We start from the raw sequence: 12683 nt of genomic DNA, 5'->3' as shown, positions 1-12683 counted from the left end.
GGCAACTTCCGCCATATGTATCGACTATAATTTTTCGCCCCGTCAATCCTGCATCACCTTGAGGGCCGCCTATAACAAATTTTCCTGTTGGATTAATATGAAAGATAGTTTTATCACTCATAAGCTCGGCAGGAATAACATATCTAATAACCTCTTTTATCACATCCTCATGAATCTTCTCTTGAGAAATTTCTGGAGCATGTTGAGTAGAAACTACTACTGTTTCAACACTAACCGGTTTATCTCCTATATACTTTACGCTAATTTGCGCTTTGCCATCTGGACGAAGGTAAGGGATAATTCCCTCTTTTCTAACCTCTGCTAATCTTTGCGTTAAACGGTGAGCCAAATATATAGGTAGCGGCATAAGAACATCTGTTTCACGGCAAGCATAACCAAACATAAGCCCCTGGTCTCCTGCGCCTATCTCTCCATTAGCTTGAGTTACCCCCTGATCTATGTCAGGAGATTGCTCTCCAACAGCATTTAAAACTGCAGCAGAACGGTAATCAAAACCATAAGTTGCATCCGTATAGCCAATCTCTTGAACAACCTTACGAACAATTTCTTGCATTGGTGCATATGTCGTTGTCTTCATTTCGCCTGCTATTATACAAAATCCATTTGATACCAGAGTCTCACACGCAACATGCGCAAAAGTATCGCGTTCAATAATATAATCCAAAATTGCATCACTGATTTGATCTGCCATCTTATCAGGGTGTCCTTCTGTTACAGACTCTGAAGTAAAAATATACTCTTTTGGAGTATTCGCTTCTTTTGTCATCGATTTTCCTTATTGAGATATAGGGTCTAGCCCTATAAATCAGCAAAATTATATCTTATAATGTTTAATATCTATTTTTGTATCAGCTAGTTATTTATCTAAGTTTTTTTAAATAATAAAAATTATCTTTAAATAAAAATATTACTTTAGATAATCAGAGTTTTGTTACTTATGTTTAGTTAGAATTTTCAAAACAAATTAAAAGGACATTTATATGTTAGTAACAAACCCTGCCCCGGATTTTACGGCTACGACAGTTTTAGCTGATGGCTCTATAGTAGAAGATTTCAAATTATCAGAAAATTTCGGTAAAAAAGGTACAGTTTTATTTTTCTATCCACTTGATTTTACTTTTGTTTGCCCTTCTGAAATTATTGCATTCTCACATAGAGTTGAAGATTTCAAAAGCCGCGGCGTAAATGTAATCGGCGTTTCTGTTGATAGCCAATTTTCACACTTTGCATGGAGAGAGACTCCTGTGAACAATGGCGGTATCGGAAGAGTTAAGTTTCCACTAGTTGCAGATTTGAGCAAAAAAATATCTAAAGATTACGATGTACTTTTTGGCGAATCAGTTGCACTTCGTGGTTCATTTCTTATTGATGCCAAAGGTATCGTTCGTCATGCAGTTATCAATGACTTGCCGTTGGGAAGAAACATCGATGAGATGATTAGAATGGTAGATGCGATGCAGTTTCATGACGAACATGGCGAAGTTTGTGCTGCAGGATGGCAAAAAGGCGATGAGGGCATGAAGGCTTCAACTGAGGGCGTTGCAGAGTACCTTGCTAAAAACAGCGAAAAACTATAATATTTTTTAGCATGTGATTTCTCACATGCTAATTTCTCTTACCTTCTCCCTCCTTTTTAAGATATATTAATAAAATTTATAAAATTATTTTTTTAAACATTGCCTTATTGTGCTTATATTGGTATCATTTACTATAAAATTTACAACAACGGATTAGCATGAAAACTATTTTATTTATATGTTTAGTCGTAGTATCTCTTATTTCTTCAGAGATACAAGGGGGTACGCAGACACAAATTGAGCAAGAAGAAGTGAAGTATATAATTGACGCAAAAAACTATGGTTTAGTTGATGCAAAAGATGCCTTTTATGTTATAGATAGTCATAAATATGGGACTATGCAGGATTATTTTGCATTTGCAAGGCAAGAAGATGCAAAAGAGCATGTAAAAAAATACGGCGGAAGCGTAGTAGATTACGAAACCTATACAAAAATGAAAAATGAGGGTTTAATAAAATAACCGCTTAACTCTCTTTTTTTACAAATCTAAGAGCCTTTTTATTTACAAAAACTATATCTCTCCACTGTTTTTTTGGAGCGATGAGATTGAGACGCACAGGATTTGAGCTTCTTGAAATTGCTACATAAAACTGAGAGGGTGCGAAAATCTCATTTGTCTGGATTATTAAATCCTCTATGCTCATCCCTTGTGATTTATGTATAGTTATTGCGTAAGCAAGTTTTATAGGGTATTGATAGACACTAAAGAGGCTCTCTTGAAGTAGCTCTTTTTTTCCTGCGATACTGCTCTCCTTCCACACCTCTTTGCTTTGAGCTACCGCTTCGAGCTTTACAACCGTAGCATCTCTTTTTTGAACATACACATAAGTCGCATCAATATTTACAACAACCCCGCGTTCCCCGTTGAAGTAGTTCCATGAGTTTCTTGTAAAGAGCACGGGAGCGCCGACTTTCAACTCAAGTTCTTTCTCTATTCGTGCATCATCTATAAAACGCTCTATATCTCTATCTGTTACGCTTTTTACATGTTTAACTATGCCCGCTTCTCTTATGTGCAGCTCATTATCGACAAATTCAAGCTGATTTTTATTGTGCATAGATGCGGAGATATTTTTTCCAAACAAAAAGGTAAACTCACTCAAATCATTTGGAAGAGGTTTTATAAACGCATTAAGCGTATTATGTATCTCCTCATCCACAAAACCATCCCTGACATGTGCTAAAAGCTCTATAAAATCGCTATCATCGGTTCTGTAGATATGGGTAAGCTCTATAGTCTCAAAGGCAAATCTCTCCCATGAAGCCGACTCAAAGGCAAATCTAACCTCGCCATAACCACGCACAATGGGAGGAAGCTGCAAAAAGTCGCCCACCACAAGGAGTGAGCCTTTAAAATCTGCCTGCTTTAACCTAAGTTCTATCATATCAAGCAACGCATCACTTACCATGGATATCTCATCTATCACGATTAAATCCATACTAAATATAAGCTTTTTAACCTTTTTATTAATCTCAAGTTTTTTGTTTTGCTCAAGCTCTTGCAAATTTCCTGCAACTCCTAAGTCTAAAAAACTATGCAGAGTTTGCCCGCCAATCAGCGTTGCCGCCATTCCCGTAGAGGCGAGTTTTGCAACTTTTTTTGCCTCCTCCTCATAGTGCGCGATAACATCTCTTGTCATCGTAGTCTTGCCTACACCTGCACCGCCGGTTAAAAAAATATTCTTATAAGCTCTTAATTTTTCAGTTATATCTTTGAAATAATCCATAAAAAATTATACTATAATATGCCGACATTTTACCCCCTCCCATAAGGATTTACACTCTATGAAGAAGAGAATTTTAGTAGTAGAAGACAACAAAACTTTAGCAAAACTTATAGCAAAAAAAATATCTATAGAGCTAGATTTTGAAGTTGATACAGCATACAATCTACAAGAGGCAAAGTTGTTTTTAAAAAGATACAAATATTTTTTAACTCTTCTAGATCTCAACCTTCCTGATGCTCCAAACGGGGAGATAGTTGACTATGCACTCAAGCTTAACAACAGAGTTATCGTGTTAAGCGCAAGCATCGATAAAGATTTCCGAAGAGCAGTTTTGAAAAAAAATATCATAGACTATGTAAATAAAAGCGGCGTTAATGATGTCAACTATATCATCCAAACTATCAAAAGAGTTCAAAAAAACAGCAATCACACAGTTTTAGTTATAGATGACTCTATGGTATTTAGAAAACAGATGCAAGGTTTGCTTGAAAATATGTTTTTTAAAGTTATAGCCGTTGCTCATGGGGAAGAAGCTCTTGGAATTTTAAGCACAAATTCTAGCATTAGCTTGGTTCTTACAGACTACCATATGCCGGTTATGGACGGACTTGAACTTACTATTGAGATAAGAAAAACTTACACTAAAACAGATTTGGCGATTATAGTCGTCTCTGAAGACAACGACGAGGAGACAACAGCTCTATTTTTAAAAAACGGGGCAAATGATTATATGAAAAAATCCTTCTCAAAAGAGGAGTTCTCATGCCGCATCAACAACTCTATCGAAGCGCTTGAAAATATTCAAGAGATAACAAACCACGCAAATCGTGACTTCTTAACCGGACTTTATAACAGAAGATATTTCTTTGCTAACGCTTCAAAATACTTTGATGATGCTAAAAAAAACTCCGAACATTTTGCAATTGCCATGATAGATATAGACCATTTCAAAAAAATTAACGATACGTATAGTCAAGAAATAGGCGATAGGGTTATTGTAAATTTAGCTGATATTCTAAGAACAAGCACTTCAAACGATGATATTGTTGCCAGACTCGGCGGCGAGGAGTTTTGTATTTTACTCAAAAATGTCTCGGCACAAAAAGCTCTGGAAATTTTTGAGAAAATCAAAGAAAAAGTAGAGAATCATGTAAGTATGCGTGACAAAAACGAGGAGATAAAATTTACCGTATCTATGGGAGTTACAACAACCCATGACGAAGATCTAAACGCAAGCGTAAATGAAGCCGACATGATGCTCCATAACGCCAAACAAAACGGAAGAAATCAGATAGCTATAAGCTAACTAATCTCTTTTTTTTCATAACTCTAAGCCTAAACTGTTTCTCAAGTTCCAAAAGAGCAAAGACAACAGTGCCCACAACAAATATCATGCCAAAATCAAAAAGAGCTAGAGAATCTGTTTTAAACACTTCTTGAAAAAACGGCATATATGTTATAGCTATTTGGGCGAAAAATGTGATACAAACCGCGCTCCAGACAATTTTATTTGCAGCAATGTCAGATATGCCAATCGAGAGTGTTTTAAAATTTCTAATGAAAAAGAGATGAAAAATTTCCATAAACACCAAAGTGTTTAAAGCTAAAGTTCTTGCATAACTTAAGCTTTGCCCATCTTGCAAGGCATAATAGTAAGCGCCAAAAACAACTATCAAAAATAAAACACTAACATAAACTATATGCCAAATAAGCTCCTTGTTTAATATAGGTTCATCTATGGCTCTTGGTCTTCTTTTCATTATATTTTTCTCCTCAGCCTCAAAAGCTAACGCTATTCCCAAAGTTGTTGCAGTTATCATATTTGCCCACAATATCTGAATGGGCGTAATCGGCAAAACCATACCAAAAAGAATAGCCACGACAAGCACTGCAGCCTCTGCAAAGCTTGTCGGCAAAGTCCAACTTATGACCTTTTTTATATTGTCATATACCCTTCTGCCCTCTCTTATAGCACTTACTATGGAGGCAAAATTGTCATCTGTTAAAACAAACTCACTTGACTCCTTTGCTGCCTCTGTTCCTTTTTTGCCCATTGCTATGCCTACATTGGCTCTTCTTAATGCAGGTGCGTCATTTACGCCATCACCCGTCATAGCTACTATTTTTGAGTGCGCTTGAAGTGCTTTTACTAATCTCAATTTATGCTCAGGGGTAGTTCTTGCAAAGATATCCGTCTTTAGCACTATTTCGCCTAATTCCTCATCACTTAGTTTTTCAATATCTGCCCCGCTTAGGGCATTCTCGCAATTTTTAAGCCCGATACTTTTTCCTATTGTTGTTGCGGTTAAGAGGTGGTCTCCAGTTATCATCTTTACATCTATATATGCGTTGTAGCACTCTTGTATAGCCACTTTCGCCTCAGGTCTTGGAGGGTCTATCAGCCCAAAGAGTGATATTAAAACCAAATCACTTTGTAAATCATCAAAGTTTAAAGTTACTTTATCGCTAGATACATTTTTATAGGCTACTGCCAACACTCTTTGTCCCTGTGATGCAAGCTCTTTTGCCATATCTTGCCAATAAAGAGAATCTATCTCTTGCGTGTTGTTCGCATCTATAAATTCAAATCGGCACATCTCTATTATAATCTCTGCCGCTCCCTTTACTACGATTAGGAACCTGCCTTGATGTGAATGATTTAGAGTTGCCATAAACTTATGTCTAGCATCAAAGGGTATCATGTCCTCTCGTTTATAACTCGCTCTAACTTCATCTGCATCAAAACCTATCTTATGTGCAAACGTTACTAAAGCAGCTTCTGTAGGACTTCCCTCTATTTTCCAAGACTCCTCTTCTTTACTAATCAAAGCATCACTGCATAAAAGAGATGTTTTTGCCAAAAACTTTAACAATTCATTTTTATTGGCATCTATCAACTTATCTTTTAAATAGATATCTCCTATGGGTTCATACCCTGTTCCCTCAACTCTAAAGATACTTTTACTTGAGACGATACTACCTACCATCATCTCATTTTGTGTAAGTGTTCCTGTTTTATCCGAGCAGATAACGGAGACTGAACCGATCGTCTCAATAGCTGGCAGATTTCTTATAATTGCATGTTTTTTTGCCATTGCTCGAACCCCGACTGCAAGCGTTATGGTTAAAACCGCTGGCAAACCTTCAGGAATAGCCGACACAAACAGCCCCACTATTGCCATAAAAAGTTCATCAAATGCAAAATCTTTTATAAAGTAACCGATGATAAAAATTAATACGGAAAAAAGGATTAAAAAGAGAGTAAGCCCTTTTGCAAACTTATCCATCTGCTCAATAAGAGGAGTCTTTAGTACCTCTACGCTACTAATCATTCCGCTAATTCGCCCCAATTCTGTATTGTTTGCGGTTGCTGTGACTACCCCTTTTGCATATCCGCTTGATGCAATAGTTCCCGCAAAAACCATGCAAGATCTATCCGCAATCATCGCCTCATTTTTGACTTTTTTTGGATTTTTCTCAACAGGAAGAGACTCGCCCGTAAGAAGTGACTCTTGAGCACTGAAGCTGTTTGTGTGCAGAAGCCTAGTATCCGCTAAGACTCTGTCTCCCGGCTCCATAAAAACAATATCGCCAATAACAAGCTCTTCGCTGTTTATTTTTTTCTTATGTCCATCTCTTAATACTATAGCGCTAAATGCCAACATCTTTTTTATAGCCTGCATAGCATCTTCTGCCTTGCTCTCTTGAATAAAGCCGATAATAGCATTTATAATTACAACACCTAAAATGACGGAAGTATCGATAAAATGCCCAAGAGTAGCAGTTAAAAAGGCGGCTGCTAGGAGTACATAGATCAAAAGATTGTTAAACTGCATAAAAAAACGCACAATAGGACTCTTTTTCTTCTCTTCTTGAAGTTTGTTCGGTCCATATTTTTTGAGTTTTACCTCAACTTCGGCGCTATTTAGTCCATCTTGTGAGCTATTTAGTATCTTTAGAACTTCATCTTTTTCCAAAGAGTGCCAGTTACTATTCTCTTGCATTTTAAACTTCCTGTTTTTTAGACTATTCTAATACTATAACAGTGCCAAAAGGTACATTTACCTCTTTTGGAGCTACCCACTTTACCTCATAATTTGGAGTATCATGCGGGAAAATTCCATCCAAATCACTAAAATACAGAAGCAGTTTCACATCTGATAGTTCTCTATCTACAAACTCAAAAACGGGTCTAAAATCAGTTCCGCCTCCCCCTTTGACATCCACTTCTAAAATATCGCCGCCGTAAAAAGTTTTGTGTGCACCTATTTTATCATCACACACAAGCAAATCTATCTGATAGTTAGCAATACTTAGCATCAAGAAGCCAAGTTCGCTCAAAAACTCATTTAAAAGTCTCTCATCAACCGAGCCAGAACTATCAACTGCCACAACAAACTGAAACCTCTTACTTATACATGAGGGAAGATAGATTCCCGCATAGAGCAGTTTTTTACTCGGAGGAAGAAGCGTGTAGTCATCTTTGTGATGCCTATCTAGCGCTACTTTTAACTCATTTCTCCAATCAATCTTGCCACTCTGTGAAATCTCAAAAAATCTCCCTATCATAAGAGGAACCTCGCCACTTTTGCTCTCCTCTTGAAATTTTGCTTTTGCAAACTCCTCATAAAGCTGCTCGTTTAACGCATCATACTCTTTGGGAGTCTTTGGTTTTTCATAATCGCTTTTGCTATTTTGTATCTCCTCAGCAGCATCAGCTTCGTACTCAAGTTCCTCACGCAAAATATCCTCTTTAAGAAGAGCATAAATCTCCTCGGCGTACATGCCGCTAACCCTCTTTGAGTAGTGCGCTTCGTCGGGGCGTTCTAAGCCGTTTTGAACCAGCATATCGTTAATTGCATAATCTGTCGCCAACTGCCACAACCAACCGCTTCTGCCGTTTTTTCTGGCTTCATGAGAAAGGGAAGCATGCATGGCGGAGTTAGCAAAAACAAACTCCATCTGCGAAGGTTCTAACTTTTGCAAAAAATCACTGTTATACTCAAGTTTTATGCCATTGCTTTTAAAACTCTGTATATCATCATTTTGCACAAGCTCAAGTTTAGCAGCAAGTGCGCCGAAAAAAGGATGATTTAGTAAAAGTTTTGACTTTGCTTGAGAGATTTTGGTTTGAATATTTGGCATATAGAAATTTTTTTATTTTTGCTCAAAAGAGAGAACTCTTTTGATGCAAAGACTACTTATTGAGGCTCTTTTTAAGATCGTCCACAAACTCCGTAATATCATCATGAAGCGTTTGAAGGTCCTCTTCATGTTCGACTTCATCAGCCAATATTTGAGAGGCTATATCGTAAGTAACTATATCTTTGTCTCTTGTTAAATCAACTAGACTTGAGTAGATTTTAATTGCGCACTGCTCACCTTTTATCGCATCTTGTAAAATTGACACGACATCAAAATTTTTAGGCTCTTCATATCCGCAATTTGTCTTTTTCATCCACTCATTTGGACTTAGCAGAGGTGTTCCTCCAAGCTGAAGTATTCTGTCTGCTACCATATTTGCATGTCTTAACTCATCTGCTGCATGCTGATTAAGTTCAGCAATAGCCGCATCTTTCATGATTCCTTTTACAACTTTACTTTCGATAAAATACTGATAATACGCCAACCACTCATCTGCATACGCCTTATTTAAGAGCTCTATGATATGTGAAACCTCTAAGCCTTTAATTATCGAATTTCCTACTCTTGCCATAACTAACTCCTAATAATTTTTTTTAAAATACGCTTCTATAGTACAATCAAATTGATTAATTTCATTTTAAATAATTATTCTAGAAGATAAGCAAACTTCTCTACCCACTCGCCAAATGTATCTAAATGCTCCATGGTTATCCCACTTCTCTGCAAATCCTGTACAATCATAACCGCAAATTCACTCTTTAGCCCAAGCGTATATCTAAGCAGATTTTGTAACTTTGCATCACTTTTTTCTTTAAGATATGCACTCACGAGTCCTATACTAAGAGCATAAAGAACATCTACCTCATCGCTGTACTCGCCGCTTCCCGTCTCTAGTATGCTTTTTATATCAGGCAGTCTGCTCATAACTTTGCAAAAAGCCAAAAAAGAGATTGCCACATCCCTGCCGACTGCCCCACCGATACTCTCAAGAAGTAACTTCTCAGTGATGCTGCTCTTTAGCACACTGTTTACATACTCCCAGCTTCTAGGCGTTGCAAAGCTTTTTACGTCGCTCTTTGCATCAAATGTGAACAAGTGTTCGTTTTTATATGAGATGTAGGAGATAATCCTCTCATCAAGGGCGTTTTTATATGCCCAAAGCTTCCAATCCTCTACATGCACATCCATCTCAAAGTGAACAAACCTGTTTGCCAAAGGACTTGGCATGCGGTAAGTCACGCCTCTGTCGCCCTCACGGTTTCCAGCTGCGACAATCGCCCAGCCATCAGGCAACTCATACTCACCCACTTTTCTATCCAAAATAAGCTGATAAGCAGATGCTTGAACACTCGGAGCGGCAGAGTTTAACTCATCTAAAAACAAAATTCCCTCCCCTTGGCGAGGTAAAAAGGCAGGCGGTGCCCAAAGTGCGGTGTGTGACTCCTTATCATAAAAAGGAATTCCCTTCAGGTCTGTTGGATCCATAAGAGCGAGCCTTAAATCTATAAACCCGATATCCCTGTTTTTTGCTATCTGCTTTACTATGGAAGATTTTCCAATCCCCGGGGCACCCCATAAAAAAGTCGGCACTCTCTGCTCTACTAAAGAGTTTATTGCCATTGTCAAATCTGTTGCTCTCATACTTCCCATCCTATATTAACTTGTTGTATATGTTTGCCAAATCCGGCATTAGTTTTTACAAATCTCTCATATCTGCTATCTAGTTGCAACTGGTACAAAATCTCTATGGGCGTACTCTCATTTTTTGCCAACTCCTCATAATATTTACCGTTTCTATAAGCATCTTCAAGTAGCTCTATCGGTATTGCTTTATTTGCATATATAGACGATAAAATATTTTTATCTCTGCTTTGTAAAAGTGAGTTTAAAATCTTTTTATCAAGATTACCATTAAGAGACAAAGCATAACAGACCTCTTCATCATTAGCTCTTAGGAGTTCCTCTTGCATCTTTGGAGTAAGAGTTTCATTAAGCGCTAGTGCTACTTTTTGCTCTTTACAAAGCTCAAAAAGCTCATCTGTAAGCTTTATGCTTTTTGCTACATTTTTTCCTAACTCCTCATCTTTTAAAAACTCTATTGCTAGTGCTGGTTTTAAGTCTTTATTTAAAGAGAGCGCTTCTAATATTTTAGGGTTTTTTGAGTTTTTAAAGAAATACTCCTGCATCTCCTCATCACAGTACAGACTCATAGCAATTGCACACTCTATTTTTGGATGAAACTTTATAGGCTCAAGCAGTGAGATAGCTTTTAAAAGTTCTCTGTTTTTAGTTTGCCCAATAAGATGCAAAATACCCGTTGTTGCATACTGAACATTATGGTTTCGCTCTATATTTTCGTAAAAACGTGAAATTAAAGCAGCACTTACATCACGGTTGTCATCATTTTCAAAAAAGTCCTCGCCGCTCCATGAGTACATCTTTAAGAGTTTAAAAAAAAGAGTATCGTCTATCATAGAGTTTTGTAAAAAACTTTTTAGCCTCTCTTTGTTACGGCTTAGTTTAAGACTCATCAAGAGAGTATTTGCATCTATATGTTTTGCCAGCTCTCGCTCTACCTCGTCGATAGAGGTAAACTCCACGCTCCTTGAGTGACTCTCATAAAGTGCATCACTTCTGTTTTGCTCATACGGAGTCATCATCTTTGCATCAACTACTAGTGCCACATTCTCATCAAGCTCAGAGGTTATCTCTATCTTGTGAAACTTCAATTGCGAAGCAAACTCATCCATGCTAAAGGCACGACTCTTGCCAAAAAGAAGTATCTTTTTATTTTGTAATTCTTTTAAATTCATAAGCAAATTATAGCATTGGTTGTACTCAGTTTGTTATAATGCTCGAACAAAGCAAAGGATTTTTATGAAAATATACGCCCCATGGGAGAAAGCATTTAAAAGAATTGCCACCCCTTTTGAAGAGTTTATTCATGCTCAAACAACAACAGGTTTGGTTTTGATGTTTATGACGGTAGTCGCTTTGATTTTGGCAAATTCTCCCTTTGCAGAGACATATCTGCATCTTTTTCACACAAAAATATCTATTTTTATAGGTGAATTCGGGTTATCTATGACGATTCACCACTGGATAAACGACGGACTGATGGCTATCTTTTTCTTTATCATCGGTTTAGAGATAAAAAGAGAAATTACAGTGGGGGAACTCTCAAGCATAAAAGTTGCCGCACTGCCCATACTTGCCGCTATCGGAGGAATGGTTCTGCCGGCACTTGTATATATGGGAATCAACGCAGGCACAGAGGGAGCAAACGGATGGGGAATTCCAATGGCAACAGATATCGCTTTTGCAATTAGTGCTCTTGTACTTCTTGGCAACAGAGTCTCAAACTCGCTTATTACCTTTTTGGTAGCTCTTGCAATTGTTGATGACTTGGGTGCCGTTGTGGTAATAGCGCTCTTTTATACAGAGCAGATTAGCGTTTTTCCTCTTGGTCTGGCATTTCTCTCGCTCATAGTCATGATAGTATTTAACCGTTTTGGAATACATGCTATTTTGCCATACTTTATAGTTGGATTTATTATGTGGCTTTTTATGCTAGATTCCGGCGTGCACGCTACTATTGCCGGGGTTATCGCTGCTATGGCAATTCCTTCGAAACCAAAATATCAGCCCCTAGATTTTATAGACTATACAAAAGAAAAACTTGACGAATATGATAAATATACTGTAGTTTTCCAACATAAAATGCATGAAAAACAAAAAGCTATACTCCAAAACGTAAAAGATAAGATAGACGCGCTTAGCTCCCCCTCAGCAAAACTCGAACATTCGCTTCATCTCTCCGTGAGTTTAGTGGTAATACCGTTGTTTGCGCTTGCAAATGCCGGAATTTCTATAGATTTTTCATCTGCTTTGAGTACCGTTATGCAACCCGTATCGCTTGGTATAATTGCTGGACTAATTTTTGGAAAAGTGCTCGGTATAGCGGGGGTATCTTGGCTAGCAGTTAAAATCGGTATTGCAAAGCTTCCGCAAAACAGCAACATGAGTCAGATTTTCGGGGTTGCCCTGCTTGGCGGAATCGGGTTTACTATGTCCATATTTATCGCTGATTTGGCATTTATAGGCAATGATGTTCTTATCTTTCAAGCTAAAATAGGAATCTTAGTCGCTTCCTTGTGTGCGGGTCTGTTTGGATTTTTGTGGCTAAGATTTATTGCTAAATCTCCAAACGAG

The 12683-nt window shown here is 37.7% G+C and carries 11 protein-coding genes; 4 read left to right on the top strand and 7 right to left on the bottom strand.

All coding sequences use genetic code 11. The features are described 5' to 3' along the window. Positions 1-787: methionine adenosyltransferase (gene metK / locus M0Q17_RS08205; protein ID WP_295085755.1), on the bottom strand; the 787-nt coding region annotated here is incomplete at its 3' end. A gap of 214 nt (positions 788-1001) precedes the next feature. On the opposite strand from metK, the gene M0Q17_RS08200 reads away from it, so the two are divergent. Further along, positions 1002-1598: a peroxiredoxin gene (locus tag M0Q17_RS08200; protein ID WP_295085745.1), complete on the top strand. Its 597-nt coding sequence runs from the start codon at positions 1002-1004 to the stop codon at positions 1596-1598. A gap of 158 nt (positions 1599-1756) precedes the next feature. Next, positions 1757-2059 carry a nitrous oxide reductase accessory protein NosL gene (locus M0Q17_RS08195; RefSeq protein ID WP_295085742.1) on the top strand — a complete coding sequence of 101 codons (303 nt, stop codon included), beginning with the start codon at positions 1757-1759 and terminating at the stop codon, positions 2057-2059. A gap of 4 nt (positions 2060-2063) precedes the next feature. Here the strand turns inward: M0Q17_RS08195 and M0Q17_RS08190 are convergent, their stop codons facing one another. Then, positions 2064-3326, bottom strand: coding sequence for an AAA family ATPase (locus M0Q17_RS08190; protein ID WP_295085739.1), 1263 nt, complete (start codon positions 3324-3326; stop codon positions 2064-2066). Between the two features lie 58 nt (positions 3327-3384). Here M0Q17_RS08190 and M0Q17_RS08185 point away from each other — a divergent pair, with 58 nt between their 5' ends. Continuing rightward, complete coding sequence (locus M0Q17_RS08185) at positions 3385-4632, top strand: diguanylate cyclase (protein WP_295085736.1); 1248 nt, start codon at positions 3385-3387, stop codon at positions 4630-4632. On the opposite strand, the gene M0Q17_RS08180 is transcribed toward M0Q17_RS08185, so the two are convergent. From M0Q17_RS08180 to M0Q17_RS08160, 5 genes are all read right to left on the bottom strand, one after another. Continuing rightward, positions 4622-7330: a cation-transporting P-type ATPase gene (locus M0Q17_RS08180; protein WP_295085734.1), complete on the bottom strand. Its 2709-nt coding sequence runs from the start codon at positions 7328-7330 to the stop codon at positions 4622-4624. The two genes, M0Q17_RS08185 and M0Q17_RS08180, sit on opposite strands and share 11 nt — an antisense overlap. A 22-nt stretch (positions 7331-7352) precedes the next feature. Beyond that, entirely contained in the window at positions 7353-8471 is a 1119-nt protein-coding gene (locus M0Q17_RS08175) for a VWA-like domain-containing protein (protein WP_295085732.1), read from the bottom strand. 52 nt (positions 8472-8523) lie between these two features. Beyond that, positions 8524-9042 carry a ferritin-like domain-containing protein gene (locus M0Q17_RS08170; RefSeq protein ID WP_295085730.1) on the bottom strand — a complete coding sequence of 173 codons (519 nt, stop codon included), beginning with the start codon at positions 9040-9042 and terminating at the stop codon, positions 8524-8526. Between the two features lie 74 nt (positions 9043-9116). Next, the gene (locus M0Q17_RS08165; RefSeq protein WP_295085727.1) at positions 9117-10112 is read right to left on the bottom strand and encodes a MoxR family ATPase; all 996 of its coding nucleotides are present in this window, start codon (positions 10110-10112) and stop codon (positions 9117-9119) included. Beyond that, the gene (locus M0Q17_RS08160) at positions 10109-11284 is read right to left on the bottom strand and encodes a hypothetical protein (RefSeq protein WP_295085724.1); all 1176 of its coding nucleotides are present in this window, start codon (positions 11282-11284) and stop codon (positions 10109-10111) included. The genes M0Q17_RS08165 and M0Q17_RS08160 overlap by 4 nt, the downstream gene beginning before the upstream one ends. Positions 11285-11348: 64 nt before the next feature. On the opposite strand from M0Q17_RS08160, the gene nhaA reads away from it, so the two are divergent. Further along, on the top strand, positions 11349-12683 hold a 1335-nt coding region (gene nhaA / locus M0Q17_RS08155), incomplete at its 3' end, for a Na+/H+ antiporter NhaA (RefSeq protein WP_295085721.1).

Origin of the sequence: Sulfurimonas sp. (genome assembly GCF_023229105.1) — a bacterium.
Taxonomy (GTDB): domain Bacteria; phylum Campylobacterota; class Campylobacteria; order Campylobacterales; family Sulfurimonadaceae; genus Sulfurimonas.
Note: the sequence above shows the minus strand (reverse complement) of the source record. Positions and strands in the feature narration are given on the sequence as shown.